Origin of the sequence: Ensifer meliloti (genome assembly GCF_030064585.1) — a bacterium.
Lineage (GTDB): Bacteria > Pseudomonadota > Alphaproteobacteria > Rhizobiales > Rhizobiaceae > Sinorhizobium > Sinorhizobium meliloti.
Genome location: NZ_CP120364.1, coordinates 552,164 through 576,989, shown reverse-complemented (window position 1 = coordinate 576,989; position 24,826 = coordinate 552,164). Strand labels below are relative to the sequence as shown.

Genomic DNA, 24,826 nt, shown 5'->3' with positions numbered 1-24,826 from the left:
CTCCGCGTTACAAAGACTTGCTGAAAGATCAAAGCATCATGGGCGGCTGTCGGAGCGGTTCCGGGCCGCCAGCTCCTGATAGCGTCCGGCGATAGCGATCTGGACTTCCGCCTGGAACGCGAGGACCTCGTTTCGGATCTCGTCCTCCCGTAGACCCAGTGCGGAAAGCTGCTCGGCGAGCTTCCGGCATTCGCTCTTCCAGTAGTGGACGGCAGCGGCCCCATGTATCCGGTCGAGTTCACGCGCGCAGCGGTCGACGTCGCCGGCGCGTGCCGCCAGAGGAAACGCGACGACTTTGCCGCCCCGGACCATGGTTCGTTCACCAAACTCAGCTGCCATCGAATCACCTTACGTTCATCACCAGCCACGTCTATCGGCTAGATGGTTAACGATTCATTCGCCGCGATCGCTTGCCCCTCGTCGGCGGTATCGTCCGGGAAAAATCCGGGCGGGACAACTTTATCCGGTGCTTGAGCGGGATGAGGAAAAGTGTGGGCGGTTTTCCGCCCGCATCCCGCGTCAACTTCTTGGAATCAATCACGTTCATGTTTTTAGGTCGACCCGACCTAAAACATCGTGATCTAAGGGAACAAACGCATCGCTGCAGGGTTTGACAGTCGGATCGCGTGGAACAAGTTCCCTCTCCGCAAAGCCCCTACGGATCCACGCGCTCCTCAATAATAACGAACGAAGTAGTAGGCCCCGCCACCCCGGGCGGGGCCCTTTCCTGTCCGGATTTGCTTGTTGAATTCCCGCTTTGTCACGATCGCGAACCCGATGGCTTTTTCGCAAGACAGGCTCTGACAGCGCACGCCCGAAGGAAACGCATATCAGGCAAGACCAAGGAAGACGGCCAGCGAGCGAGCGACGGAAAGCATCATTTGGTCGTCGAGTCGGCCGAAGGGCGGGCCGAGTTTATCTCGTTTCACCGGCATGGCCTTGTCGATCATTATCTGTGACGGTTTACGAAGCCCATTCTCCCGCGTCGGTCGAACAGTAGGCCGCAACAGAGGGGCATCCAGCAACGCTTCCGACACCAGCAGCACCGTCACCGTGCCGGTGTCCTCGAACAAATCAGCCTGGATGATGAGGGCGGGCCGGGGCTTCCCGAAGTCCCCCGGCATGGCGACGGTAACGAGATCGCCACGCCTCATGCATCGCCGTCGGGATCGGACAGAGCGGCGTCAATGAAGGCATCCAGATCGCGGTCGGCAGCATCAGCCGCAGCGACCGCCTCCGCCTGGCGACGGCACTCGTCGGCAAAACCGGGTCGGCGTGTATCCGGAACCCATATTTGCACGGGGCGCAACCCAGCCGCCCGCAGCGCGTCTCGGCGCTTTTGCACCCGTTGAGTGACAGGCGTCGGCATGACGTTACCTCCATTCGAAATCGTTACATGTAACGTATAGGAGCGGCCGGACAACCGTCAAGTCCACGGTGCGACAGGTTGGGTTCGCGTGTCGACAGCGCAGCAGACAGAGAGCTGCCTTTGTTCCACCTCAAAAGTAAAATCATCGCAGGAACTTGACGCTGGGATGGGCTACCGTAGCAGGCCCTGGCCGCCGTCGATCCAGACGGGACTTCCAGTCACGTGGCGCGCGCGCTCGGAGACGAGGAAACGGATGAGCTCCGCCACGTCTTCGCTCCGCCCCGGTTGCCCGTCGGTGATAGGCACCTGCCCCTCCGGCCATTCGACGGGAATTGCCGTTTCCTCTTCGTGGCGCAGCTTGGTGTTGTCGCTGATGTTCGTTTCGATCTCACCGGGGCAAACGGCGTTGACCCGGATGTGGTGCTTACCGAGCTCCAGCGCTAATTGCTGAACGATCGCAACCTGTGCCGCCTTCGTAGCCGTGTAGGCCGTGGCGCCCGGTGTCGTGAACGTCCGGGTGCCATTGATCGACGAAACGACCACGATGGCGCCGCCCCCTCGCTGTTTCAGGTAGGGAACCGTCAGATGCAGGGTCAGAAAGGTGCCGCGCAGGTTGACGGCGATCGTCTCGTCCCATTCGAAAGGCTTCAGGTCGTCGATCGGCGCCCAGACGCCGTTGATGCCGGCATTCGCGACGACGATATCTAAATGGCCGAACTTGAGCACCAGATCCCTGACAGCATTGCGCATCTGCAACTCGTCGGAGACATCCGCCTCCAGTGCCATGGCCTGGCCGCCGGCACCGACGATCTCGTCGGCAACCTCCTCCACTTCCGTGCGGGTGCGCCCCAGCGCTCCGACTGTCACGCCGTCCGCGGCAAGCGCAAGAGCGGTGGCTCGGCCGATGCCGGACCCGGCACCGGTGATCAAGGCAACGGGCGACGGCTGGTTCATGGCTGACCGTTCTTCGCGCGGTCGGTCGGGATGGTGGAAACCGTAACGGATACCGGATCGCTGGCGGGGAATGTGTCCTCGAGGCCCTCGTCGAGCTGCCTTTCCATTTCATCCGTGTCCTTCGCGCCGCGTGCGCTGCGGTGGATTTTCGAGGTTTCCTGGGACTCCTCGATCGCGCTGCAATCGGCGCTCGCGAGCTCACGCATGACGGCTTGCGCCATTTCGATGGCGTTGAGTCGGTTGAGGTTTGCGGCCGCGTCGCTGCGCATCGAGACCGAGACGATTTCACCGCCTTCACCGACGAACTCGACCGTGAAGCCGGCTTTTCCGCCCTGTTCGGGGATAACTTGTGTACCAACAAGATGCATAGGGCACCTCCTCGCTCGCTGCGGCGCTTCCATGCCGCATTGGGTTCTGCGGTTGCCCGCCATTCGTCAGGCAAACGGATGCGGCGTGTTTTGGTTCCGACGCCTAGCTCCGGGTCGGCGGCCGCCGGCTGATAACGCTTGAGACCTTTTCCCGAAGCGTATGATCGTCTTCATCGTGCGCGTGCTGCTGGAGGATCTCGGCTAGGCGTTTCAGCTCTTTCTCGTCCAGCCTTTCGATGCCTACATAACTGTTCTCAGCCGCGCTGGTGAGAATGAGCTCGTCGAGCTTCGCCTGAAGCGCCCGGCCGTCGCGGTTCTGCGTGTTCTGAAGGACGAAGACCATCAGGAAGGTGACGATCGTCGTGCCGGTATTGACGACGAGTTGCCACGTCTGGGAAAAACCGAAGATCGGGCCTGTGAGGCCCCACACGGCTATCGATACAAGGGCGAGGACAAAGACGGCGGGGCGCCCGGAATATTCCGCCACCGTACTTGCAAACCTGCTGAAACCATTGGCCTTTGGCATCGGGTATCCCACGTTTGTTGATCCGCTGATCAACACGCAATCAGGCGAAGAGTTCCCATTCGACGCCAGGCACCGTCAGCGGCGCAACGCTCCGTAGGCACGTTGAATCGGGGCGGATTCATGCGGGAAACCGCATGCTGCTTTGTGTCCTCCCGCTCAAAGGCGGGTCAGCTTACGATATTGACCTGCGCCTCTTTCGCGGCTGCGACGAAGGCCGCCCGCGCGACATAAGCGGGGGATTCGCGTTCGAGCACCGACATGCAGATGTCGATTGCCGCCTGGTAAGCCTGGCCGTGGCTGACCGGCCAGCGCTTCGTCAGCAACTCGACCGCCTGACGGGTGTTCGACACCATGTGAATCTTCGCATCATCGGGCATCCGCACGGGGACGCATTCATTCCAGGGGCCGGGGTCCATGACCTTCCTCCTGCAGCGGCACGACCGTCAGAAAGGCCTCCCGCAAAGCGGCGATGAAGGCAGCCCGCGCGTCTTCCGGCCTTTTTCTACGCTTGAGCGCCGCATTGCAGGCGCGTATGGCGCAGCCATAATAGGCGCCGTCCCGCACCGGCCACTCGCTTTGCAGGCAGTGCATCGCGTCGAGCGGGCCGACAACCGTGCGGCACCTGCCGTCGAGCATGTTGATATTGACGGGCTTGCTCCATGGAATCTCGTACATCGTTCTTCCTCGCCCAATCCGAAAGCCGCCAGCACGGCGCCTCCCGCGTCCCACTCCGAAACTCGCTCGACCGCGTCCTTTCGACGCGTTTGAATCCATTGTCTTAGTCTAATGGCTGCGGATCGAAATATGCGCCTCTTCCGCTGCCTTTATAAAGGCCCTGCGGGCCCTTTCAGTCTTTACCTTGCCTTCCAGAGCCTGAAGGCATACGCGCTTGGCTGCGGCCAGCGCCGGTCCATCCCGGCGCGGCCATCGCTGCAACAGGCATTCTACGGCCTCGCGCGTGCTTTTCACGTCGCGATATTTGCCCTCGGTTCCGAGTTCCAACTCGACACTCTTATCCCACCAGAAACAATGCAATGACGCCTAGCCTCGCGGGTTGTTGCCGGTTGGAAATGAAACTTGGGAGACGGGCTTTTGGTTCCGCCGCGAGTAGGCGTCTGCCCCTTGACGCAAGGCGCGGCATCGCTAAGTAAGAGGCGTCCCGCTCTTGGACATCGGAATGCGGGATGAACATTGGTGCCGGGCCCCTCTGGCGAGAGTTTACGGCGCTCTCGTGATGTCGGTACCGCCAGCAAGTCACGCCGGCGGATATAGCTACCATGAAAACTGATCTCATGCCTCACGCATGTGCCCATACGGCCGTGCGTTTTTTTGTCTCCGGAAATCTCCCTTTCGCCAACGCTTCCACAGCGCGTGGAGGGGAGGTTCGCCCATGACCGGATCCAGCACACAGACACCCGCCCTCGGTTATTTCAAATGGGCGTTCATCGTTACGGCTGCCGGGCTTCTGCTTGGCGGATGGCTCGGCTGGCAGTCGACCGGCACCATCGGCGGAATGATGACGGTGTTCTTCATCTGCACCGTGCTTGCCGTCCTGGAAATCTCGTTGTCCTTCGACAACGCCATCGTCAATGCCAACAAGCTCAAGGACATGACTCCCGTCTGGCAGCAACGCTTCCTGACCTGGGGCATTCTCATCGCCGTTTTCGGCATGCGCATCGTCTTTCCGCTGCTGATCGTGGTCATCGCCGCGGGTATCGGTCCGATCGATGCCGTGATTCTCGCCGCGTCCCGGCCCGAGGAATACTCCCGGATCATGCACGAGGCGCATCTGCCGATCGCCGCGTTCGGCGGTACGTTCCTGATGATGGTCGGTCTCACCTACTTCTTCGATCATGAGAAGGACGTGCACTGGATCGCATGGCTGGAGAGCCGGATGGCACGCTTTGCGACCATCAAGGGCGTCGAGATTGCCTTCGTGCTTGCGCTCATACTCGGCTTTTCGAGGCTGCTCGAAGCGGAAGAAGCCGTGGTCTTCGTTCATGCCTGCGTTTACGGCCTCCTCACCTTCCTGGCGGTCGAGGTGGTCGGCGGTCTGCTCGACGCCTCTCAGCAGACGATGAGCGCTGCGGCGAAGGGGGGCTTCGGGGCTTTCCTTTATCTGGAAGTGCTCGACGCCAGCTTCTCCTTCGACGGGGTCATCGGCGCTTTCGCTCTGACCCAGAACCTTTTCATCATCGCCATCGGGCTCGGCATCGGGGCGATGTATGTCCGCTCAATGACGATCATGCTGGTCGAGAAGGGCACGCTCAGTGAATACCGTTACCTGGAGCACGGCGCCTTCTACGCAATCCTGATCCTTTCCGTGGTCATGTACTTCCAGACGCTGATCCACATTCCCGAAGTCATTACCGGCCTCGGCGGGGCGGGCCTCATAGGTCTTTCGCTCTGGTCTTCGATCCGGCACAACAGGTGGGAAATGGAGCAGGACGAGGACGACACGCGCGGGCGCAGACGCGTCGAGGCCTGAGCCAGACCCGGGCCCCTGGACCCATCCGGCCGAAAGGCCTCATCAGGACAAGGAACGACCCGGCGGAAATTCCGCCGGGTCGTTCTTTTTCGTGCGCCGTATTTTCTCCTGTCTTGCCGGAAAAGGGCCAAAGTCTTGGGCAATTGGGGCCGGCCCTGCCGGCCGCGAGCCCCTGCGCCGTCGGGCTGAAGAAATTATGCGGAGGAATGCTTGTGAACGCCAGTCCGAACGATCTTGCCCTGATTGCGGTAATGCGCCGGTATTTTTCGCTGAAGGAGGAGTCGGGCGCCTTGAAGGGGCGGCTCGAGGCCGCCCGCAGAAGCGCCGGCGACGAGATAGACCGCTTCTATGATCCGCGCACGAATGCGACGCACGCGGACGACATCCTGGCATGGCATCGGCTTCGGCGGGAAATGGAGGAACTGATGAGCCTTGCCGCGACATGGGGAAGGGGCGGCAGCATCGAGGGAAGCCCTCTGGCAGCGGCGGACGCGCCTGCGCCTCCGACCGAGTCCGCCCCTCTGGCCGAGGCCGCTGCTTCGATGGAGTGATGGCGCCGAATGCCGGCGGCAAAGCGCGGGATTCGCAGTGCCCGGTAGTCAATTAAGCAAGTTTGGCGTACATCATTGTATTTCGGGGAACAACTCTTCCTTGCGAGCTTTTGAAGTATGAGCCGGCACGATCCAGACAGCGAGACAAAAAGCGTCGATGCGGATGACCGGTCTCCGGTGTTCGGCGGCGGAGCAAGAGAGAAGGGGCCACATGCACCTGAAACCCGATAGCGAGACATCAGCCGGTGCCTGAGTTCATGGCTACATCCAAGGGCAGGAATGCCGATCCAGCCGCCGCGCTTCGCGATTGCCGGGCGGCCTTTATCGGCGTCGGCGTCGCCAGCGCGCTCGTCAATCTTCTCTATCTCACCGGTTCGTTCTTCATGCTCGAAGTCTACGATCGGATCCTGCCGAGCCGCAGCATTCCGTCGTTGATTGCGCTCTCTCTTCTCGCGCTGTTGCTTTATGCCTTTCAGGGAGCCTTCGAGCTCATCCGCGGGCGGATGCTGGTGCGCATCGCCGGCGCGCTCGATGAGAGCCTGAACGGACGCATTTACCGCGCCATCGTGAAGGCGCCGTTGAAGCTCAGAATGCAGGGAGACGGCCTCCAGGCGCTGCGCGACTTCGATCAGGTCCGGTCGTTCCTGTCGGGTGTCGGTCCGGCGGCGCTCTTCGACCTGCCCTGGCTACCTTTCTACATCGCGATTTGTTTTCTCTTTCACCCGGTCATCGGATTGATCGCGATCATCGGCGGGTTGATCCTGACGTTGCTCACCTATCTCACCAACCGCGGCACGCAGGCGCCTGCCAAGAAAGCGTCCGAAGCCGGGGGGCTGCGCAACGTCTTCGCTCAGGCCTCCCAGCGCAATGCCGAGGTAGTGCATGCCATGGGCATGTCCGCGCGGCTCACCGCGCTGTGGGAGCGCCGCAATACGGAGTTCCGCGACGAGAACCGGCGTACGTCCGACATCGGCAACGGCTACGGCGCGTTGTCGAAGGTCTTCCGCATGGCGCTGCAATCCGGCGTTTTGGCGGCCGGCGCCGTTCTGGTGATCCGCGGCGAGGCTTCGCCCGGCATCATCATCGCCGGCTCGATCCTGACGGCCCGGGCTCTTGCACCCGTGGAACTTGCGATCGGCAATTGGCGCGGTCTTGTCGCCGCGCGTCAGAGCTGGCAGCGTCTCAAGGAATTGCTCAAAGCCCTGCCGGAAGCCGATGCGCCGCTCCAGCTTCCGGACCCGCACGAACGCCTTACGGTCGAGGGGCTGGCAAGCGGTCCGCCAGCGGCGCAGCGCCTCATCGTCTCTGATGTGAACTTCACCGTCCGTGCAGGCGGCGCCGTCGGCGTTATCGGCCCGAGTGCCTCGGGAAAATCGTCCTTGGCGCGCGCCATCCTGGGCATCTGGCCCGCCTATCGCGGTTCCGTTCGGCTCGACGGCGCGGCGCTCGACCAGTGGGACAGCGACGCGCTCGGCAGACATGTCGGATACCTGCCGCAGGACGTGGAACTGTTCGCCGGGACGATCGCGCAGAACATCTGCCGCTTTGCCGAAGACGCGACATCGGAGGCGATCGTCGCCGCCGCCAAGGCGGCGCGTGTCAACGACCTGATCCTGCGCCTGCCGAACGGCTATGACACCGAAATCGGCGATGGCGGCATGACGCTGTCGGCCGGCCAGCGTCAACGGGTGGCTCTGGCGCGGGCCCTTTACGGCGATCCCTTCCTCGTCGTTCTCGACGAGCCGAATTCCAATCTCGATGCGGAGGGCGAGCAGGCGCTCAGCGAAGCGATCATGAGCGTGCGCAGCCGCGGCGGCATCGTCATCGTCGTCGCCCATCGGCCGAGTGCGCTTGCAAGCGTCGATCTCGTGCTGATGATGAACGAGGGCCGCATGCAGGCCTACGGGCCGAAGGAGCAAGTTCTCGGCCAGGTACTTCGCCCGCAACAGGTGGAGCGACAGAATGCCCTGAAAGTCGTTGCAGAGGGGCAGGAGGCGAAGCAATGAAAGGATGGCTCCAGCAGCAGAAGCCGACTGCACGTCGGTCGCTCTCCCGCCATTTGATCGGCGTCTCGGTCCTTGCGCTTGCCCTCGTCGCCGGCGTCGGCGGCTGGGCCGCGACGACGGAGCTGTCGAGCGCCATCGTTGCCGGCGGTGTCGTGATCGTCGACGACAACGTCAAGAAAGTCCAGCATCTGACCGGCGGCATCGTCGGCGAACTCCTGGTCAAGGAGGGCGATCGCGTCGAGGCGGGCCAGGTGCTGATCCGCCTGGACGGTACGACCGTGCGCGCCAATCTGGCGATCATCGAAAGCACGCTGGCGCAGTTCTACGCCCGACGCGCCCGGCTGCAGGCCGAGCGGATCGGCGCCGCATCCTTCGAAATCGAAGAGGATCTTGCCGAGTTCATCCCCGGCACGGCGGCGGCGAAGCTCATAGAGGGCGAACAGCGGCTCTTTGCGAGCCGCCGGTCGGCGCTCTCGGGCATGAAGGGACAGCTCGATTCGAGAAAGGCGCAGCTCGCCGATGAGGTCGAGGGGCTCACGGTCCAGTTGAACGCGATCGAGGAGGCGCTGAAGCTGATTGCGGAGGAACTGACCGGGGTCGATTCGCTTTTCGGCCAGGGGCTCGTGCCGATGCAGCGGGTAACGACGCTGAAGCGCCAGCGGGCGGAGCTCGAGGGTGGACGCGGCAGGCACATCGCCGCCCGGGCCCAGGCCCGCGGCAAGTCGAGCGAGATCGACCTGCAGATCCTGCAGCTGGACGAGGACCGGCGCAGCGAGATATCGAAGGAACTGACGGACGTCGAGGCGAAGATCGCCGAATATGAGGAGCGCCGCACCGCCGCGACCGACCAGCTGCGCCGCCTCGATATTACCGCGCCGCTTCCCGGGCGCATCTACCAACTGGCGATCCATACGGTCAACGGCGTCATCAATCCGGGCGAAACGCTGATGCTTGTCGTGCCGGAGGCCGAGGACCTGACGGTCGAGGCGAAGGTAGCGACCCATGACATCGACCAGATCCGTGTCGGCCAGCCGGTCGAAATCCGCTTCAGCGCCTTCAACCAGCGCACCACGCCGGAGGTCGAAGCCGAAGTCGTGACCGTCGCTCCTGATCTCGTCACCGACGAGCGCACCGGCGCCAGCTACTACCCGCTGCGCATCCGGCCGAAAGCGGAGAGCCTCGCCAAGCTGAAGGGCCTTTCGCTCTATCCCGGCATGCCGGCCGAGGTGTTCATCAAGATCGCTGACCGGACGGTCATCTCCTATCTGACCAAGCCCCTTACCGACCAGATGCGGCATGCCTTCCGGGAAGATTGAGGCTGGCGGGAGGGCGGTATTAGACGTTTCCCGGAGTTGCTCTAACGCTTTGATACTACGCACTTCCGGAGGGAAAACCGCTACACACGTTTCTGAAGTGCTCTAGAAGCGCCGGTGCGACTGCCTCAGCGAGAGCGGATAGCGGGTTGGATGATAGGCTGCCGCGCTGATATTGACGGTATGGTTGTGATTGTCATAGGCGATCTGATCGAGCGTCAGGACGGCCGCCGGCCGCTCGAGTTGGAGTAGGGACGCCTCGAGGTCGGATGCTAGCCTCGCGCTCAAGGTCGATTGTCCGCGCGTCGGGACGATGCCGTAGCGGTTCTCGAATTCGCCGTAAAGCGACCTGTTCTCGACCGTCCAGTCGATGTCGAGAATGCCGGGCGCGAGCGAGGCGGAGAACCAATCCCGCTGCACGACCACCGGTAAATCGTCGAGAAGGCGCAGCCTCTCCAAAAAGACCACTTCGGCGCCGGTCGGCAGCGAAAGCGGTCTTGCGACCTCCGTATCGGCCCGGACAATCTCCGCCTTGAGGAGCCGCATGCCGGGCTTGCGATTGTTTGCTTGGGCTGTCTGGGTGAAGCTGCGAACGACTTCCAGTTCGTAAAACGGGGCGGGCGCGGTCACGTAGATGCCCTTTCCGGGCCGCGTCTGCAGGTAGCCGAGATTTTCGAGTTCCTTGATCGCCTGGCGCACGGTGATGCGGCTGACGCCGTAGGCGGCCACCAGCTCCCGCTCGGAAGGGAGCTTATCGTTCACTGCCAGCTCGCGCCGCTCGATCATGCCTCTCAGAAGGTTTCGCAGCTGTGCGTAAAGCGCATCCGGATGGTTGCGATCGATCGGGCTTTCGTCCGGTAGGTTTGCTTGTCGTGCCATGCTCTCTTGTTTCAGCCGCCGGTTTCCGGATGTTCATTTGCATTGCACCCTGCCCGACCGAAGACAAGGGCCAAGCGGCTTTTCGGTTCGCCGGCAGGCGCCGCTGACTATCCCTGCGGCCCGCAGTGGAAAACAGGGAAAACGGCTTCTTCCGCGAATTGACATAACTGGTTATATCCAGTAGCGATACCACGATCGGAACGGCGGAGTAAAGAATGAAACTGACCTTGATCGGCGGCGGCGGAGTCCGGGCACCCCTTTTTGTCGGTTCGGCGCTCAGGCGCGCGGAGAGAAGCGGCCTAACCGAGATCTGCCTGCAGGACATCAACGAGCGCAAACTCGAGCTTTTCGGGCGCATAAGCCAGGAACTGGCGCGGCGCATGCAGTCCCCGGTCCGGATCACCATGGCGGCCGACGCCGAACGCGCGCTCGACGGCGCGCGCTATGTCGTCACGACGGTTCGCCCCGGCAATGAGGATGGGCGTATCAAGGACGAGCGCATTGCGCTGGCCCATGGGGTGCTTGGCCAGGAAACCACCGGTCCCGGCGGCTTTGCCATGGCGCTTCGCAGCATTCCGGTCATCCTGAAATATGCCGAGATCCTGAAGAAGGTCAGTCCCGATGCGTGGCTGTTCAACTTCACCAATCCGGCGGGACTCGTGACTCAGGCCCTCCAGAACGAGGGCTATCGTCGCACCGTCGGCATCTGTGATGGGGCGAACGGTGCGCAGGAGGCGCTGGCGCACTGGCACAAGGTGCAGCAGAACGACGTGCGCTGCGAGGTCTATGGGCTCAATCATCTGTCCTTTACCAGGCGCGCGACAATTGACGGCAAGGAAGTGCTTCAGCCTCTGCTCGATGACGACGGCTTTCTTCGCTCCACCTCGCAGCGCATGTTCGATGCGAGCCTCATCAGAAGCCAGCGCAACTGGATCAACGAATATCTCTACTATTACTATTATGCGGAGAAGGCGGTCGAAGCGCTCAAGGCCGATGCGCGCACGCGCGGCGAGGAGGTCAAGGACCTGAACGCAGCGCTGATCACGCGGCTTAGCGCGATGGATTTGAATGCCGACGCGGAGGCGGCGCTCGCCGCCTATTACGCCTACGAGCGGCGTCGCAACGCCACCTATATGCATTATGCGCTGACGGACGCCCTCAGCATGGAAGAGGCCGACCGGCTGGTCGAAGGCCTTGCTGCCGCCGAGACGGGAGAGGAGGGCGAGGGCTATGCCGGCGTCGCGCTCAATCTGGTTGATGCGCTTGAGACCGGCAAACCCTGCTACACCGGTCTTAACGTGCGTAACGAAGGCGCCATCGAAGGCTTGCGGGACGACGATGTCATCGAGGTGAGCTGCGTGGTCGATGGGGAAGGTATCCGGCCGCTGAAGATCGGTGCGATGCCGGAAGCGCAGTCGCAGATCGTCCACAATGTGAAACGCTACGAACGGCTGGCCGTGCGGGCGATCAGGGAACGCAGCCGCGATCTTGCGGTCCAGGCGCTCATGGCTCACCCTCTTGTGCTTTCCTATTCGCGCGCCGTGCCACTGGTCGATGAATATCTGGCGGCACACGCGGAATTCGCAGGGGAATGGTCGTGAACGGCGCCGGCCCCGGTTCGCGCCATGACGTGATGGTGGTCGGAGAATACTACTTCGACCTGATCTTCCGTGGCCTCCCGGAGGTGCCGAAGATCAGCGCCGATCTCTGGGCGGAGGAATTCGAGTGGGTGCCGGGTGCGGCCTATTCGACGGCGCTGGCATTCGCGCGGCTTGGAACGAGTGCCGGCTGGTGGTGCCAGTTCGGCAACGATATCTTCAGCCGCATGATCCTCGAGGAAGCCCGCCGCGAGAATATCGACGATCGCCTCTTCATCCATCTCGACAGGCCGCTGCGCCGCGTGAGTGCAGCCTTTTCTTTCGTGCATGACCGCGGCTTCATCAGCTATGCCGAAGAGCCGGATCCCTTGCCGACGCCGGAGGATCTGGCGCGGATCAGGCCGCGCATACTGCTTCTGCAGGGGTTCTCGCTCGACACTGAAAGACGGCGGCTGATCGAGGCCGCGCGCGAACTCGGGATCACCGTCTGTTCCGACTGCCAGCATGTCGACTATCGGCTCTCGACGCCCGGAATGGAGGAGATGCTGGGACTGATCGACGTCTTTCTGCCGAACGCATCGGAAACGAAGGCGCTGACGGGCGAGGAGGACGTGGAGCGTGCGCTATCGTCGATCGCACGCTTCTGCCCGACCGTCGTGGTCAAATGCGGAGCGGATGGAGCGATCGCTTCCTCAAAGGGCCGGACGACTCGTGTGCCGGCGCTTGCCGTCGAGGCCTTCGATACCACGGGCGCAGGCGACTGTTTCAACGCCGGCTTCGCTCACGGGCTTCTGACCGAGCCCGACATCGGCGGCGCGATCGAGCTCGGCGTGATCTGCGGCTCGCTGGCGGTAACGGGATATGGCGGCCGCAACCTGCCTTTCAAAGAGGATCTGACGAAATATCGGCGGCGGGAGGCTGCGATATAGCTTGCGTTCACAAGAGAACAAATGAGGGAACGAACATGAAGCATATGTTGAAAACACTCGCAGGCATGACCGTTTTTGCCGTCGCATCGGCCTTTCCGGCAAAGGCGGACACCGTGTCGATGTTCTGTTCGGCGACCGACTACGAACTATGCGAGAAGGCCGTCCAGAAATGGACGAAAGACACCGGGCACGAGGTGAAGCTCAACCGGATGCCACAGAACCTCGACGACGCCATTCCGATCTATCAGCAATTGTTCGCGGCCCAGTCGTCGGACATGGATGTCCTCTATATCGACGTCATCTGGCTCGGCATGTTCAAGGATCATCTCCTCGACCTGACCTCTCTCGTACCCGAGAACGAGGTTACGGCGCATTTCGCCTCTGCCGCGGATGCGGCGCGCCTCGACGGCAAGCTCCTGTCGATGCCCTTCTACATCGATACGGGCCTCATGTTCTACCGCAAGGACCTTCTGGAGAAATACGGCAAGCAGCCGCCGAAGACCTGGGACGAGCTGACGGCGACAGCCAAGGAGATCCAGGACGCGGAGCGCAAGGCCGGCAGCCCGGACATCTGGGGCTATGCCTGGCAGGGCAGGAGCTATGAGGGCCTGACCTGCGATGCTCTGGAGTGGATCGCTTCCGCCGGCGGCGGCACTATTCTCTCCGACGACGGTGAGGTGACGATCAACAATCCGCAGACGGAGGCGGCGCTCACCCGTGCCCGCGGCTGGATCGGTACGATCTCGCCCGAGGGGGTCTTGAACTATGACGAGGAGAACTCACGCGCCCTCTTCGAGAGCGGTAATGCCGTCTTCCACCGCAACTGGCCCTATGTCTGGGGAACATCGCAGGCCGAGGGTGGCAAGCTCGTCGGTAAGGTCGGAGTGAGCGCGCTTCCCGTCGGTGCGGAAGGGCAGAAGTCGAGCGGCGCGCTCGGCACGGCCTATCTCGGCGTCTCCAAATATTCCAAGAAGCCGGAGCTTGCAGCGGAGCTGCTGCGCTATATGGTCGGCGCGGAAGACCAGAAGATGCGTGCGATCGAAGGCGGCTACAATCCGACCGTCGAGCCGCTCTACGAGGACGCCGATGTGCTGGCGAAGATCCCGTTCCTCGGCATGGCGAAGACCGCCTTCGAGGAATCGGTCGCACGTCCGTCGGCTGCGACAGGCAAGAACTATAACCGTGTTTCCCGCACCTTCTACCGGGCCGTTCACGACATCATCTCCGGCAAGGACGATGTCGCCAAGGAGCTCGCCGACCTCGAGCGCCGCCTCGAGCGAGACGTGAAGGCGAAATGACGAGAGCTGCGCCCGCGGCCCGGCCGGGGGCGCCTCATCGAACCGGCTGCGTTGGACGCGCTGCCGCGAAAGGCCTGGAAGGGAAATGGAATGGCTTCGGTCTCCCTGAAGAATGTCAGCAAGACCTTCGGCACATATGACGTGATCCGCTCCATCGATCTCGAGATCGAGGACGGGGAGTTCGTCGTCTTCGTCGGCCCATCCGGTTGCGGAAAGTCGACGCTTCTGCGACTGATCGCCGGCCTCGTGCCGGTTTCCGGCGGCGACGTGTTTATCGGCGGCGACCAGGTGACGGACGTGCCGGCGTCCAAACGTGAACTTGCCTTCGTCTTCCAGTCATACGCGCTCTACCCGCATATGAATGTGGCGCGAAACATCGGCTTTGCGTTGGAAACGGCGCGGCTCGGCAAGGATGAAATCCGTCGCCGTGTCGCCAGGGTCGCGGACATGCTGAAGATCGGTCACCTGCTCGAGCGTCGGCCGCGCCAGCTTTCCGGCGGTCAGCGGCAACGCGTGGCGATCGGCCGTGCGCTGGTCGGCCAACCGGAAGTCTTCCTCTTCGACGAGCCGCTTTCCAATCTCGACGCGGACCTGCGCATGGAAATGCGCTTCGAGATCGCCAAGCTGCACGCCGACGTCAAGACGACGATGATCTATGTCACCCACGACCAGACGGAAGCGATGACGCTCGCCGATCGGATACTCATTCTCAACCACGGGCAGATCGAGCAGGTGGGGCGGCCGCGCGAGCTTTACGACCGGCCGGAAAATCGCTTCGTTGCCGGCTTCCTCGGCAGCCCTAGAATGAATTTCGCCCCGCTCGAAGCGACCGGCCCCGCCGCTACGGTTCTGAGGGGAGCCGGCGGCTTCGCCTACGCCGCAGAGTATGTCGCGGCCGAAGGAAGGCCTGCCGAAATCGGCTTGCGGCCGGAGGCTTTGAAGCTTGTCGGTGCCGAAACGAAAGGTGCGATCCGCGGGACCTTCGAGCGCATGGAGGACCTCGGCTATGAATATGTCTGCTATGTGCGGCTCACCGAGACGCTGGTCTGGACGGTTCGTTCAACGGGAAGTCCACCGCAAGTCGCCCCCGGCGACCCCGTCGGCCTGAGCTGGCAACCGGAAAGTCTCTACCTCTTCGGAGAGGATGGCCGGCGCATCGATCACCGCGCGAGCGTTTCATTGGCCCTTGGAGCCTCGTCGTGAACGCCGCCCGCCGGATGGAGCGGCAGCAACGCCGCACCGCATGGATATTCCTGCTCCCGTTGCTGCTGACGCTGATGGCCGTGGCGATATGGCCGCTCGCCCGCAGCATTTTCTTCTCCTTCACCGACGCTTATCTCGACGCCCCTTCGGACTACGGATTCGTGGGTATCGAGAACTTCGTGGAAGTCGCCGAAGATCCGGTGTTCTGGGGCGCGGTCAGGAACACGCTCGTCTTCACGCTCGTATCCGTCGGGTTGGAGACGCTTCTCGGACTTGCGATCGCCTTGCTCCTGCACCGCGCTTTTCTCGGCCGCGGCATCGTGCGGGCGGCGATCCTCATTCCCTGGGCGATGCCGATGGTCGTCTCGGCCCGGATCTGGGAATGGATGCTCAACGATCAGTTCGGCCTGATCAACAAGCTCCTGGTCGCGTTGGGACTCGTCGAAAACGGCGTCGCCTGGACAGCCGATCCTTCGCTGATCCTCGGGACGGTGATCTTCATCGATGTCTGGGTGACGACGCCGTTCATGGTGCTCCTCATTCTCGCCGGCCTGCAACTGATCCCCGAGGAAATCTACGAGGCAGCCGACGTTTCCGGCGTGCCGCACTGGAAACGCTTCTGGTCCATAACCTTGCCGCTCGCGACGCCGGCGATCGGTGTCGCGATACTCTTCCGCACGCTCGACGCGCTCCGCATGTTCGATCTGAGCTACGTGCTTGCGGCCAACAACGAAAACACGATGACGATGTCGATCTATGCGCGCGACCAGCTCATCAGCTTTCAGGACCTCGGCCTTGGAGCCGCTGCTTCCACCTGGGTGTTCATGATCATCGGACTGATCGCTATCGTCATCGTCGGGCTTTTGCGCCTCGATCGGGCGACAGGCTGAGGGGGGTATCGATGACGGTGAGCGCAGTCACCACGAGGCGCTATTCGAACGCGACTTACCGGACCTTGCGCCGCGTAAAGACGGCCGGACTCTATGCCGGCGTGGCGGCCGTCCTCGTCTACATGCTGTTTCCCTATTACTGGGCGATCGTCTCCTCGACCAAGACGGGGCAGGCGCTTTACCAGTTCACTCTGCTGCCGGCGCTCGATTTCAGCAACTACAGGCAATTGTTCGACAATCCGGTATTCATGGGCGCGCTCGTCAATTCCGGCGTGGTCGCGCTTGTCAGTACCGCGATCTCCCTCGTCATCGGCATTCTTGCGGCTTACGCGCTCGGCCGCCTGCATTTCCCGCCGGGCCGCATTGTTCTGATCGCCGTTCTCATGATCTCGGTCTTTCCGCAAGTGGTGGTGCTTTCGGGAATGTTCGAGGTGATCGGATGGCTCGGGCTCTACAATCGGCCGTCGGCGCTGATCGTCTCCTATCTCATTCTCACTTTGCCCTTTACGACATGGATCCTGACGAGCTTCATCCGTGACCTGCCGAGCGAATTGGAGGAGGCGGCGCTCATCGACGGCTGTTCGCGCCTGCGCATCCTCACCCACGTGCTGCTGCCGCTGATGGGGCCTGCGATTGCCAGCACCGGTCTGCTGTCGTTCATCCTTGCATGGAACGAATTCCTCTTTGCGCTCACCTTCATCCTGACCGACGAGAACCGGACGGTTCCGGTAGCGATCGGCCTTCTGACAGGCAGCAGCCGCTATGAATATCCGTTCGGCCAGATCATGGCCGCGTCCGTCACGGTGACGCTGCCGCTGCTCGTTCTCGTCCTGATCTTCCAGCGCAAGATCGTGGCGGGGTTGACGTCCGGCGCCGTCAAGGGGTGACGACCGCCGCGGCGGGCAACGTCATGCGCCAAATTTGGCATGATCTATTTTCGTGATTGGACTTCCCGACCGGTTGGAGTCACGCTGATCAGGCCTACGAGGTGGAAATTGGGGGACCAACTATCGTTAGAGTAGGAGGTCGCAATGAAGCACCAAGCAATCGAGCAGTTACAGGGCGTCGCCGAGGTCAAGCAGGACCTGCCGCGACGGACGTTATCGCGCAAGGAGCGCCTTGAGCGTTGGGCGGAACTCCTGGAACGGGATCCTCACAGACGCCTTTCGACGCTGCACGAGACAGAGTATCAGCCAGCGAGAGTCCGCGCGGCCATGCGCGGCGACGGTTCGCCGATCTCCGTCGCCTTCGAGGATCCGGTCCTCCGGACTGCCGGGATGGAGAACGACAGCTACGGTGAAGCCAGGCGGTTCTTCGAGCTGAGCGACGAGCAATTACATAAGGTCATCTGCTATTGCCATTTCGGCGCGACGGTCAGCGCATCGACGGCCGCCCGCCACATCCGCGCAATGCTTGTAGAGAAACAGCCAGGCCTGTTTGCTCGGTTGCGCCAGATGTTCGTCGGCTAGGCAGGCGACGGCATATCGGAGGGTCGTGATCGAAGGCGGCCGCCGGAGGAGGCGGGCTGCAGTGCGAAGGCTAATCGCGCTCGCACTGTGGTGCTCCCATCCCTCCGGCTGGCGGATTGCCTTCGATCCGCGGCGTCGCCGTCTCAGCATCGCAACTCGATCTCAAGGCTTTCGTCGCGTACAACGCGCCCTCATGTCTGCGTTTTTCGCTTCGTGCTCTAAATTCCACTATGTTAAGTGGATCGACGCGACGCCGGATGGCGACGCGCCCTGTCGGCCGGGATGACGAACGGAAACACTATGGCTCAAAGAGCAGGCAACGCGGATCTCCCGCTGCATGGCGGCCGCGTGCCGCGATGGCTCGGCGACCGTATGACGCGCCTCGGCGCGCTGGTCACCGAAGCGGTCGTTCACCACTATGGACGCGACGAGTTTCTAAGGCGGCTGGCGCATCCGTTCTGGTTCCAGTCTTTCGGCGCCGTCATGGGCATGGACTGGCATTCCTCCGGTATCACCACGAGCGTCATAGGTGCGTTGAAACGCGGTCTCACCCCGGTTGCCGGCGAGCTGGGCATCCATGTCTGCGGCGGCCGCGGCCAGCACTCCCGCAAGACGCCGGGCGAACTCATATCGATTGGCGATCGCGTCGGTTTCGATGGCGGTGCATTGGCAGAAGCGAGCCGCCTCGTCGCCAAGGTCGACAGTGCCGCCGTTCAGGACGGCTTCGATCTCTACCTGCACGGTTTCATCGTCACGGACGATGCCAGGTGGGTGGTCGTCCAGCAGGGCATGAACGGCGACCGCCGGCAGGCGAGGCGCTATCACTGGCTCTCGGAGGGCCTGACAAGCTTCGTCGACGCGCCGCATAGCGCGATCGAAGGCAGAGAACAGGGCGAGATCGTCAATCTTGCCGACCGCCGCGCCGCCGCCTCGCGGACTGCGCAGCTCGATCTCCTCCAGTCCCTCGGGCCCGACGGGCTCCTGCGCGAGGTCGCCCGGATCGAGTCTCGTGGGGCTCCTGTGGCCGCGCTGGCACAGCCGATGCTGCCGCATCTCTTCATGCCTACCCACCACGACGTGCGCGAAAGCGACGTCAATCTCCGGCGCCTTCACGGCAACTTCGCCGCCGCCGCCGACCGTGGTCCGGAGGACTTCAAGGACCTGCTGCTGGTGCCAGGCGTCGGCGCGCGGACGGTCAAGGCGCTGGCGATGGTCGCGGAGGTGGTCCACGGGACGCCATGCAGGTTCTCGGACCCCGCCCGCTTTTCGCTCGCCCATGGCGGCAAGGACCGCCACCCGTTCCCGGTGCCGTTGAAAGTCTATGACGAGACGATCAGGATCATGAAATCAGCGGTCAGCAAGGGCCGCCTCGGGCGCCAGGAAGAGCTTGCGGCGCTGAAGCGGCTCGACGAGCAGTCGCGCCGGCTGGAGCGCTACGTCACGGGCCCCGACCTCAAGGAGATCGTCGCGGGCGAATTCAGGGACTCCGCGCGTTTCGGCGGGCGCAGCATATTCGGCTGGGAACCGCACGACGACGAGGCAACCGCCGCGGTGCCAGGCGACCGCGCGCGGCGCTGAGGCGGAACAATAAGCGCAGCGATCGATTTACACAGCTAGGGCGCGGTGAGGGCACACCGCGTTCCCTGCCGCTGAAGATGGCGCTCGAGGCGCCTCCGGCATCCCAGTTCATGGAGTTTCCGATGACCGCTGCGATGACTACGATCGACCACGACACAATCCGCAATTGGATAGAGGCCCGCAAAGGACAGCCGGCGCGCGTGAAGGGCGCGACCGAAGACGGTGGTGGTCTCCTCCGCGTTGATTTCGGCAAGCCGGAAGACACGCTGGAGAAAATTTCCTGGGACGAATTCTTCAAGATCTTCGACGAGGAGAATCTGGCTTTCCTCCATCAGGACATGACTGACGACGGGCAACCCAGCCGCTTCTGCAAATTCATTCACCGGCACTGAACCGAAGAAGGAACTCGGAGACGGAAGCGGAAGGAGCACTTGAGGGGAAACGCCTTTACGGCGGAAAGGATCTCGCGATGCTTACGATCAAAAAACCGGAGCCCGCGACGGAACGCGAAGGGCGCCCTGTCCCTCCCGCAAACGACCGCAAGCCGGCATCTGCAAAGATCAGGAAGCCTGCGACGGACGATTGCGAACGCCTCGATGACCCAAACTCGCTTTTCTGGCGCGGCGTGTGGATGACCGTGTTTTAGATCGAGTAAACTAGGCGGCGCTGCCGCCAAGCGTCTGCTCGATCTCTTCGAGACGCGCCGTCAGGCGCTTGATCTCCTCGCGCTTTTCGGCAACCACGTCTCTCGCTGTTTCGAGCCTGTCGGCTCCGGGCACGGTGCCCACGGCCGTGTGGGTCTCGGTTGCGATGGCGTCGATTTCGGCTTGAAGCCGGGCGATCCGCTCGCGCAGTTCGTCGAGTTGGTTTCCGACCTCTGGCGCGCTCTTCCGATCTCGCTCCCATGCGTCGATCGGCTCGTCGACGCTCGGGGGATCGAGCGGGCGCGCATCATCCCCCGGGCGCGGTTCTCCATGCTTGTTCGTGCTCATGACTGACCTCCCGTAAGCGTCATCAACTCGGAAGCGACGTCTATGTTCCGTCCGCAGCCCTTACCGTCGCAGCAAGCGGCGGGCTTCATGGAACTTCCCGCGACGGCCGCCGTTTTCCTCTCGCCACCTGGGACGGTTCCTTGCATTCCGAAGAATACCTCGAGCTTCACTACGATCTGTTGAGTCACAGGGCGCTCCTGTCGTGTGGCCATAAGGCCTATGTGCTGCCGGACATCTACGAGACCAAGGAAATGGCACAGGCTGCTGCCCAGAAATTCGCCTGGGAAAAACTGGGACTGAAAGAGCGGGCGGCGGGCTGCCGCACGGCCGCCGATCTCCCCGTCTGGCTGCGCTAACGATTGCGGCGAGTGATCAGTGGCCCTGTCCTTCGCCGAGACCGCGTTCCGTATGCATGGCGGACTGCCAGACCGTGACCGCAGGTCCCTCGGCGCCGAGAATGGGGTCAAGGCTCGGCAGCGGCACCGAGACGATCGCCTCACGGTCATCCGCGGTCGCGGCGCCGCTCTGAATCCCGGCGTCCTGCCCCGGCGGATAGCCGCCGACGACCAGGAAATCCACGCTTGCTTCGTTCCGGCGGTGGCCCGTACCCGCGGGGAGGAGGATGACGTCGCCGGCGGCGACCTCGACCTCCTGACCGTCCGGCCCTCCGATCAGCAGCCGTGCCCGGCCTTCCGCGATCCCGAGAACCTCGTGCGCACCGCAATGGTAATGGTGATGGGCAAAGACGCCGTCGCGCCACAGGCCGCGCCAACCATTGGCCCTGAAGCGTTCCTCTATCCGTGTGGCTCCATTTTCCGTAACGTCGATCGCTTGACGATAGACCAGAACCGGCAGGCGCGGGTTGTTTGGTACGCCGCCGCTTTCGGCGAATATGAGCTCTTCGATTTTCATTGGTTTCTCCTCGGCGCAGGATGTTCTGTTCCCTGCCGAACCGGAACGAATTCCGCGGCTGTATGTTTCCTTCAATCGTGCCGATACAAGAAGATAGCTCGGAGCACCGGGCGTGCGCGAAAGGCGAGAACGAGCTCGGAAAAGACTTCGGCCGCGAACCAAGATGAATGCTGGCAAAGAAGGGGACCTTTCATGCCATACAAGCTCTATTACTGGGACGGCATTCCCGGCCGCGGTGAATTCGTGCGCCTTGCGCTGGAGGAGGCCGGCGCGGATTACCTCGACATTGCCCGCCAGCCGGGCGGCACGAACGAAATGCTGAAGCTGATGAAGATGCCCGGTGAAGCCGCCGCTCCCTTCGCTCCCCCGTTTCTCGTCGATGGCGACCTCGTCATAAGCCACGTCGCCAACATACTTTTTTATCTCGGGCCGAGGCTCGGCCTCGTTGCCGAGGACGAGGGGCTTCGAATCTTCACAAATGGTCTGCAGCTGGCGATCACCGATTTCGTCGCGGAGGTTCACGACACGCACCATCCGATCGCCGTGTCGCTCTATTATGAGGACCAGAAGCCTGAAGCGCTGAGGCGGTCGGCCGATTTCCTCTCCGAGCGCCTGCCGAAGTTTCTCGGCTATTTCGAACGCGTGCTCACACAAAATCCCAGGGGCCCGGAACATATGGTCGGGGACCGGCTGAGCTACGTCGATCTTTCGCTTTTCCAGGTGATCGAAGGACTCCGCTATGCCTTTCCCAAGGCGATGGATGCCTATGAGGCAAACATTCCCGGACTGGTCGCCTTGCACGATGCCGTTCGTGCACGGCCGAGAATTCTGAGCTATCTGGCCTCGAAGCGGCGGCTCGCCTTCAACGAATCCTGCGTCTTCCGCCACTATCCGGAACTCGACCGGCAGTCCTGACCGGTCAACCGATGCGAGCCGCCACCTTGGCGAGATCGTCGACAAACCGGGCGCGTTCCGCTTCGGGGTCGGATCGGCCTCGGATTCTCAGAAGATAGGAGGGGTGGATGGTCACGAGCACGGAGAAGCCGCCGGACGCCGTCAGAAGCTCGCCGCGGTTTCTGGTGACACCCACGCTTCGCCCGAGCAGGGACATCAGCGCCGTTGCCCCGAGCGCGACGACGATTTCGGGGCGGAGCTCAGCGAGTTCGGCGCCGAGCCACCAGGCGCAGGCCTGAATCTCACCGGCGTTCGGCCGCGAATGCATTCGGCGCTTGCCGCGCTGTTCGAATTTAAAGTGTTTAACGGCATTGGTGAGATAGCATTCCGACCGGTCGATGCCGGCTTCGTGCAGGCACTCGTCCAGGATGCGCCCGGCGGGTCCGACGAACGGGCGCCCGGCAAGGTCCTCGCGGTCGCCGGGCTGTTCGCCGACGAGCACGACACGCGCGTCGACCGGACCCTCGCCGAAGACCAGTTGCGTGGCGTTCTTGTAGAGGTCGCAGCGCTCGCACCCCTCCGCCTGCCGCCGCAGAGAGGCAATCGTCGTTGCCTCGGCGTGTTCGCCGGCAAGGGCCGGGCCAAGTTTCACAAGCTGTTTCGGCATCGTTCCTCGAGACTCTCCGCCTTTATTCTCGGGCGCGATGTCTAACCGTGAGGCTCAAGGCATGTTCCACGGTCTGCCGATGGCGGTCACCGTGCTATGGCGACGACGATGCCAGGGCCGGCCAACTCGCTGCCGTAGACGGTCTCGCCACCGGACGTTTCGCTCGTGAAGATCGGCTGACCGCGTAGTGCGGGAACGGCGTGTGTCTCGTGCAAAAGATTGACGCGCAATTCCAGGCAGGCCTCCCCGAATTGCCAGTCGACGGCGATGATGCCATCCTTGGTCTCGTATGCACGGCAATCCGGTACGGCGGTGCCGGCGATCAGCGGTACGATGTGCCGCTGCCTTATCCCGGCGAGGTCGCGCATATAGGCAAGATGCCGCTCGCCGGCAGGGCTTGCCGCGCGGTTCCAACGTAGCTTCGAACCGGCAAAGACGTCCGGGTCGAGCGGATCAGGCAGATCATCCATCGTCTTGCCCTCTGGAAGGCCGCCGAAATTTTCGGCTTCGTCCCGGCGTCCGAGCCGGATAGCCTCGGCTATTTCCCCCTGGTAGTCGGAGAAGAAATAGAAGGGCTGCGTCTCGCCGTATTCTTCACCCATGAACAGGAGAGGGATTTGCGGCGTCAGCATGTGCATGGCCGCCAATACGCGCAGGCTGTCCTCCTGGAGGAGCGAGGCAAGACGTTCGCCGAAGGCGCGGTTGCCAATCTGGTCGTGGTTCTGCAGGAAATTCACGCGGCCTTGCGGCGGCACGCGGGCTCGGCTCCCCTCAGTGGAGAAATTGTCTTCCTTTGCCGGCACGGCGAAGCCATCGGTCAGCGCGCTGCGGATCTTGCCCCAGGGCTCGTCCGCGAAGGGGCGATAGTGGCCCTTGGTTTCGCCGGTCGCCACGACGTGGAGGGCATTGTGAAGATCGTCGTTCCATGCCGCATCGAAGAGCATGCGCGAGCCGCTCGCGTCGCGCTGCAGAAGGCTTCTGCGGCGGTGAGCGTCTTCCAGCACCAGGTGGATTTGCCGCTCGGCGAACGTTTTCCGAAGCTCGTGCTCCAGCGCGACGAGAAAATGCGGCTTGGTCGTATCGCGGATCTGTTCGGTCGCATCGAGACGCAATCCGTCGATACGGAAATCGCCGAGCCAGTAGAGCGCGTTCTCGATGAAATAGCGCCGGACCGCTTCCTCCTCGAAGGCGATCGACGCCCCCCACGGTGTCGGGCGATCCTTGTTGAAGAAGCGGCTCGCATAGCGGGAAAGGTAATTTCCCTCCGGCCCGAAGTGGTTATAAACGACATCGAGCAGGACCGTCAGACCGAGCGAATGGGCCGCATCCACGAGCGCCTTCAGGTCATCCGGCTTGCCGTAGGCATTGTGCGGAGCATAGTGCAGCACGCCGTCGTAGCCCCAGCCCCGCGCACCGGGGAATTGCGCGACGGGCATGATCTCGATCGCGGTGATTCCGGCCCCTGCCAGATCCGGCAAGCGCTCGATTGCAGCGCGGAAGGTGCCCTCCGGCGTGAAGCAGCCGACATGCAACTCCGAAATGACCGCCTCCTCCCAGGGCCTGCCGCGCCAGGAGGAAGCCTGCCATTCATAGGCGGCGTGATCGACGACGATCGACGTACCCGACGCTTCCCGCTCCTGTGCCGAGGAGGCGGGATCGGCCACCTCGGTGCCGTCGGCAAGGCGGAAGCAATAGCGCTCTCCCGCCTTCGCCTCGAGCGTGATTTCGAACCAGCCGCCGTCGAGCGACTGCATCTTATGCGCGGCCCCGCCGAGAACCAGATCGACGTCCCGCTCGTCGGGAGCCCACAAACGAAACCGGCATGTGTCGCCGTCGATGAAATTTGCGCCCCAGCTGTTTCTGAAATGTGCACGCGTCGAACTTGCCGGCATCGATATGTCCTTCGAGATGAAAGGCGAGGAACTGGCCGAGGGCGGGGAAA

The 24,826-nt window shown here is 62.7% G+C and carries 29 protein-coding genes; 15 read left to right on the top strand and 14 right to left on the bottom strand.

What is annotated here, in order from left to right:
* Nucleotides 1-36 precede the first annotated feature (36 nt).
* The 9 genes from PZL22_RS02600 to PZL22_RS02560 all read right to left on the bottom strand — a co-directional run bounded on the left by PZL22_RS02600 (nt 37) and on the right by PZL22_RS02560 (nt 4,252).
* Nucleotides 37-339 carry a DUF6074 family protein gene (locus PZL22_RS02600; RefSeq protein ID WP_033048288.1) on the bottom strand — a complete coding sequence of 101 codons (303 nt, stop codon included), beginning with the start codon at nt 337-339 and terminating at the stop codon, nt 37-39.
* A 491-nt stretch (nt 340-830) separates the two neighbouring features.
* Complete coding sequence (locus PZL22_RS02595; protein WP_003526285.1) at nt 831-1,154, bottom strand: type II toxin-antitoxin system PemK/MazF family toxin; 324 nt, start codon at nt 1,152-1,154, stop codon at nt 831-833.
* Nucleotides 1,151-1,369 (bottom strand): antitoxin MazE family protein, encoded by a 219-nt coding sequence (locus PZL22_RS02590; protein ID WP_003526284.1) that lies wholly within the window; start codon nt 1,367-1,369, stop codon nt 1,151-1,153. Before PZL22_RS02590 ends, PZL22_RS02595 begins: the two co-directional genes overlap by 4 nt.
* A gap of 171 nt (nt 1,370-1,540) precedes the next feature.
* Complete coding sequence (locus PZL22_RS02585) at nt 1,541-2,323, bottom strand: SDR family oxidoreductase (RefSeq protein ID WP_003526281.1); 783 nt, start codon at nt 2,321-2,323, stop codon at nt 1,541-1,543.
* On the bottom strand, nt 2,320-2,691 hold the full coding sequence (locus PZL22_RS02580) for a hypothetical protein (RefSeq protein WP_284718446.1): 372 nt from the start codon (nt 2,689-2,691) through the stop codon (nt 2,320-2,322). Before PZL22_RS02580 ends, PZL22_RS02585 begins: the two co-directional genes overlap by 4 nt.
* A gap of 103 nt (nt 2,692-2,794) precedes the next feature.
* Entirely contained in the window at nt 2,795-3,217 is a 423-nt protein-coding gene (locus PZL22_RS02575; protein ID WP_003526279.1) for a low affinity iron permease family protein, read from the bottom strand.
* A gap of 167 nt (nt 3,218-3,384) precedes the next feature.
* On the bottom strand, nt 3,385-3,633 hold the full coding sequence (locus PZL22_RS02570; protein ID WP_003526278.1) for a DUF982 domain-containing protein: 249 nt from the start codon (nt 3,631-3,633) through the stop codon (nt 3,385-3,387).
* The gene (locus tag PZL22_RS02565; protein ID WP_003526277.1) at nt 3,611-3,892 is read right to left on the bottom strand and encodes a DUF982 domain-containing protein; all 282 of its coding nucleotides are present in this window, start codon (nt 3,890-3,892) and stop codon (nt 3,611-3,613) included. The genes PZL22_RS02570 and PZL22_RS02565 overlap by 23 nt, the downstream gene beginning before the upstream one ends.
* A 108-nt stretch (nt 3,893-4,000) precedes the next feature.
* Nucleotides 4,001-4,252, bottom strand: coding sequence for a DUF982 domain-containing protein (locus PZL22_RS02560; protein WP_029960363.1), 252 nt, complete (start codon nt 4,250-4,252; stop codon nt 4,001-4,003).
* Nucleotides 4,253-4,607: 355 nt separating this feature from the next.
* Here PZL22_RS02560 and PZL22_RS02555 point away from each other — a divergent pair, with 355 nt between their 5' ends.
* The 4 genes from PZL22_RS02555 to PZL22_RS02540 all read left to right on the top strand — a co-directional run bounded on the left by PZL22_RS02555 (nt 4,608) and on the right by PZL22_RS02540 (nt 9,578).
* Entirely contained in the window at nt 4,608-5,705 is a 1,098-nt protein-coding gene (locus tag PZL22_RS02555) for a DUF475 domain-containing protein (RefSeq protein ID WP_003526275.1), read from the top strand.
* A 206-nt stretch (nt 5,706-5,911) separates the two neighbouring features.
* The gene (locus tag PZL22_RS02550) at nt 5,912-6,256 is read left to right on the top strand and encodes a hypothetical protein (protein WP_127594839.1); all 345 of its coding nucleotides are present in this window, start codon (nt 5,912-5,914) and stop codon (nt 6,254-6,256) included.
* 257 nt (nt 6,257-6,513) lie between these two features.
* A complete protein-coding gene (locus PZL22_RS02545; protein ID WP_003526273.1) occupies nt 6,514-8,262 on the top strand; it encodes a type I secretion system permease/ATPase in 1,749 nt (582 codons plus the stop codon).
* Complete coding sequence (locus tag PZL22_RS02540; RefSeq protein WP_003526269.1) at nt 8,259-9,578, top strand: HlyD family type I secretion periplasmic adaptor subunit; 1,320 nt, start codon at nt 8,259-8,261, stop codon at nt 9,576-9,578. Before PZL22_RS02545 ends, PZL22_RS02540 begins: the two co-directional genes overlap by 4 nt.
* Nucleotides 9,579-9,680: 102 nt before the next feature.
* On the opposite strand, the gene PZL22_RS02535 is transcribed toward PZL22_RS02540, so the two are convergent.
* The gene (locus tag PZL22_RS02535; RefSeq protein ID WP_127615180.1) at nt 9,681-10,454 is read right to left on the bottom strand and encodes a GntR family transcriptional regulator; all 774 of its coding nucleotides are present in this window, start codon (nt 10,452-10,454) and stop codon (nt 9,681-9,683) included.
* Between the two features lie 215 nt (nt 10,455-10,669).
* Between PZL22_RS02535 and PZL22_RS02530 the strand changes: the two genes are divergently transcribed.
* The 9 genes from PZL22_RS02530 (at nt 10,670) to PZL22_RS02490 (ending at nt 19,811) form a co-directional block, all read left to right on the top strand.
* On the top strand, nt 10,670-12,055 hold the full coding sequence (locus tag PZL22_RS02530; RefSeq protein ID WP_284718445.1) for a 6-phospho-beta-glucosidase: 1,386 nt from the start codon (nt 10,670-10,672) through the stop codon (nt 12,053-12,055).
* A complete protein-coding gene (locus tag PZL22_RS02525; RefSeq protein WP_003526260.1) occupies nt 12,046-12,981 on the top strand; it encodes a carbohydrate kinase family protein in 936 nt (311 codons plus the stop codon). The genes PZL22_RS02530 and PZL22_RS02525 overlap by 10 nt, the downstream gene beginning before the upstream one ends.
* A gap of 35 nt (nt 12,982-13,016) precedes the next feature.
* Nucleotides 13,017-14,279 carry an ABC transporter substrate-binding protein gene (locus tag PZL22_RS02520; RefSeq protein ID WP_127515735.1) on the top strand — a complete coding sequence of 421 codons (1,263 nt, stop codon included), beginning with the start codon at nt 13,017-13,019 and terminating at the stop codon, nt 14,277-14,279.
* A gap of 90 nt (nt 14,280-14,369) precedes the next feature.
* Complete coding sequence (locus PZL22_RS02515) at nt 14,370-15,482, top strand: ABC transporter ATP-binding protein (RefSeq protein ID WP_284718444.1); 1,113 nt, start codon at nt 14,370-14,372, stop codon at nt 15,480-15,482.
* The gene (locus tag PZL22_RS02510; protein WP_003526255.1) at nt 15,479-16,372 is read left to right on the top strand and encodes a carbohydrate ABC transporter permease; all 894 of its coding nucleotides are present in this window, start codon (nt 15,479-15,481) and stop codon (nt 16,370-16,372) included. The genes PZL22_RS02515 and PZL22_RS02510 overlap by 4 nt, the downstream gene beginning before the upstream one ends.
* A gap of 11 nt (nt 16,373-16,383) precedes the next feature.
* Nucleotides 16,384-17,259 (top strand): carbohydrate ABC transporter permease, encoded by an 876-nt coding sequence (locus PZL22_RS02505; RefSeq protein ID WP_003526252.1) that lies wholly within the window; start codon nt 16,384-16,386, stop codon nt 17,257-17,259.
* A 144-nt stretch (nt 17,260-17,403) separates the two neighbouring features.
* Nucleotides 17,404-17,841, top strand: coding sequence for a hypothetical protein (locus PZL22_RS02500; protein ID WP_003526251.1), 438 nt, complete (start codon nt 17,404-17,406; stop codon nt 17,839-17,841).
* Between the two features lie 300 nt (nt 17,842-18,141).
* A complete protein-coding gene (locus PZL22_RS02495; RefSeq protein ID WP_127515734.1) occupies nt 18,142-19,419 on the top strand; it encodes a DUF763 domain-containing protein in 1,278 nt (425 codons plus the stop codon).
* A gap of 122 nt (nt 19,420-19,541) precedes the next feature.
* Complete coding sequence (locus PZL22_RS02490) at nt 19,542-19,811, top strand: hypothetical protein (protein WP_013850427.1); 270 nt, start codon at nt 19,542-19,544, stop codon at nt 19,809-19,811.
* A 264-nt stretch (nt 19,812-20,075) separates the two neighbouring features.
* On the opposite strand, the gene PZL22_RS02485 is transcribed toward PZL22_RS02490, so the two are convergent.
* Complete coding sequence (locus tag PZL22_RS02485; RefSeq protein WP_284718443.1) at nt 20,076-20,411, bottom strand: hypothetical protein; 336 nt, start codon at nt 20,409-20,411, stop codon at nt 20,076-20,078.
* A 140-nt stretch (nt 20,412-20,551) separates the two neighbouring features.
* Here PZL22_RS02485 and PZL22_RS02480 point away from each other — a divergent pair, with 140 nt between their 5' ends.
* A complete protein-coding gene (locus PZL22_RS02480) occupies nt 20,552-20,767 on the top strand; it encodes a hypothetical protein (protein WP_003526237.1) in 216 nt (71 codons plus the stop codon).
* 16 nt (nt 20,768-20,783) lie between these two features.
* Here PZL22_RS02480 and PZL22_RS02475 read toward each other — a convergent pair whose 3' ends face one another.
* Nucleotides 20,784-21,323 (bottom strand): cupin domain-containing protein, encoded by a 540-nt coding sequence (locus PZL22_RS02475; RefSeq protein ID WP_003526236.1) that lies wholly within the window; start codon nt 21,321-21,323, stop codon nt 20,784-20,786.
* Between the two features lie 192 nt (nt 21,324-21,515).
* On the opposite strand from PZL22_RS02475, the gene PZL22_RS02470 reads away from it, so the two are divergent.
* The gene (locus tag PZL22_RS02470) at nt 21,516-22,238 is read left to right on the top strand and encodes a glutathione S-transferase (RefSeq protein WP_284718442.1); all 723 of its coding nucleotides are present in this window, start codon (nt 21,516-21,518) and stop codon (nt 22,236-22,238) included.
* Between the two features lie 4 nt (nt 22,239-22,242).
* Here the strand turns inward: PZL22_RS02470 and PZL22_RS02465 are convergent, their stop codons facing one another.
* Nucleotides 22,243-22,884, bottom strand: coding sequence for a UdgX family uracil-DNA binding protein (locus tag PZL22_RS02465; protein ID WP_127515732.1), 642 nt, complete (start codon nt 22,882-22,884; stop codon nt 22,243-22,245).
* An 86-nt stretch (nt 22,885-22,970) separates the two neighbouring features.
* A complete protein-coding gene (treZ, locus tag PZL22_RS02460; protein ID WP_127515731.1) occupies nt 22,971-24,776 on the bottom strand; it encodes a malto-oligosyltrehalose trehalohydrolase in 1,806 nt (601 codons plus the stop codon).
* Nucleotides 24,777-24,826 lie beyond the last annotated feature (50 nt).

What these genes read in the sequence shown, in the direction of transcription:
- PZL22_RS02535 (WP_127615180.1), bottom strand. Translation starts at nt 10,454, where the DNA reads ATGGCACGACAAGCAAACCTACCGGACGAAAGCCCGATCGATCGCAAC.
- PZL22_RS02475 (WP_003526236.1), bottom strand. Translation starts at nt 21,323, where the DNA reads ATGAAAATCGAAGAGCTCATATTCGCCGAAAGCGGCGGCGTACCAAAC.
- treZ (WP_127515731.1), bottom strand. Translation starts at nt 24,776, where the DNA reads ATGCCGGCAAGTTCGACGCGTGCACATTTCAGAAACAGCTGGGGCGCA.
- PZL22_RS02540 (WP_003526269.1), top strand. Translation starts at nt 8,259, where the DNA reads ATGAAAGGATGGCTCCAGCAGCAGAAGCCGACTGCACGTCGGTCGCTC.
- PZL22_RS02515 (WP_284718444.1), top strand. Translation starts at nt 14,370, where the DNA reads ATGGCTTCGGTCTCCCTGAAGAATGTCAGCAAGACCTTCGGCACATAT.
- PZL22_RS02520 (WP_127515735.1), top strand. Translation starts at nt 13,017, where the DNA reads ATGAAGCATATGTTGAAAACACTCGCAGGCATGACCGTTTTTGCCGTC.
- PZL22_RS02500 (WP_003526251.1), top strand. Translation starts at nt 17,404, where the DNA reads ATGAAGCACCAAGCAATCGAGCAGTTACAGGGCGTCGCCGAGGTCAAG.
- PZL22_RS02595 (WP_003526285.1), bottom strand. Translation starts at nt 1,154, where the DNA reads ATGAGGCGTGGCGATCTCGTTACCGTCGCCATGCCGGGGGACTTCGGG.
- PZL22_RS02590 (WP_003526284.1), bottom strand. Translation starts at nt 1,369, where the DNA reads ATGCCGACGCCTGTCACTCAACGGGTGCAAAAGCGCCGAGACGCGCTG.
- PZL22_RS02485 (WP_284718443.1), bottom strand. Translation starts at nt 20,411, where the DNA reads ATGAGCACGAACAAGCATGGAGAACCGCGCCCGGGGGATGATGCGCGC.
- PZL22_RS02465 (WP_127515732.1), bottom strand. Translation starts at nt 22,884, where the DNA reads ATGCCGAAACAGCTTGTGAAACTTGGCCCGGCCCTTGCCGGCGAACAC.
- PZL22_RS02575 (WP_003526279.1), bottom strand. Translation starts at nt 3,217, where the DNA reads ATGCCAAAGGCCAATGGTTTCAGCAGGTTTGCAAGTACGGTGGCGGAA.
- PZL22_RS02565 (WP_003526277.1), bottom strand. Translation starts at nt 3,892, where the DNA reads ATGTACGAGATTCCATGGAGCAAGCCCGTCAATATCAACATGCTCGAC.
- PZL22_RS02530 (WP_284718445.1), top strand. Translation starts at nt 10,670, where the DNA reads ATGAAACTGACCTTGATCGGCGGCGGCGGAGTCCGGGCACCCCTTTTT.
- PZL22_RS02495 (WP_127515734.1), top strand. Translation starts at nt 18,142, where the DNA reads ATGGCTCAAAGAGCAGGCAACGCGGATCTCCCGCTGCATGGCGGCCGC.
- PZL22_RS02490 (WP_013850427.1), top strand. Translation starts at nt 19,542, where the DNA reads ATGACCGCTGCGATGACTACGATCGACCACGACACAATCCGCAATTGG.
- PZL22_RS02585 (WP_003526281.1), bottom strand. Translation starts at nt 2,323, where the DNA reads ATGAACCAGCCGTCGCCCGTTGCCTTGATCACCGGTGCCGGGTCCGGC.
- PZL22_RS02550 (WP_127594839.1), top strand. Translation starts at nt 5,912, where the DNA reads ATGCTTGTGAACGCCAGTCCGAACGATCTTGCCCTGATTGCGGTAATG.
- PZL22_RS02570 (WP_003526278.1), bottom strand. Translation starts at nt 3,633, where the DNA reads ATGGACCCCGGCCCCTGGAATGAATGCGTCCCCGTGCGGATGCCCGAT.
- PZL22_RS02470 (WP_284718442.1), top strand. Translation starts at nt 21,516, where the DNA reads ATGCCATACAAGCTCTATTACTGGGACGGCATTCCCGGCCGCGGTGAA.
- PZL22_RS02580 (WP_284718446.1), bottom strand. Translation starts at nt 2,691, where the DNA reads ATGCATCTTGTTGGTACACAAGTTATCCCCGAACAGGGCGGAAAAGCC.
- PZL22_RS02505 (WP_003526252.1), top strand. Translation starts at nt 16,384, where the DNA reads ATGACGGTGAGCGCAGTCACCACGAGGCGCTATTCGAACGCGACTTAC.
- PZL22_RS02545 (WP_003526273.1), top strand. Translation starts at nt 6,514, where the DNA reads ATGGCTACATCCAAGGGCAGGAATGCCGATCCAGCCGCCGCGCTTCGC.
- PZL22_RS02525 (WP_003526260.1), top strand. Translation starts at nt 12,046, where the DNA reads ATGGTCGTGAACGGCGCCGGCCCCGGTTCGCGCCATGACGTGATGGTG.
- PZL22_RS02555 (WP_003526275.1), top strand. Translation starts at nt 4,608, where the DNA reads ATGACCGGATCCAGCACACAGACACCCGCCCTCGGTTATTTCAAATGG.
- PZL22_RS02600 (WP_033048288.1), bottom strand. Translation starts at nt 339, where the DNA reads ATGGCAGCTGAGTTTGGTGAACGAACCATGGTCCGGGGCGGCAAAGTC.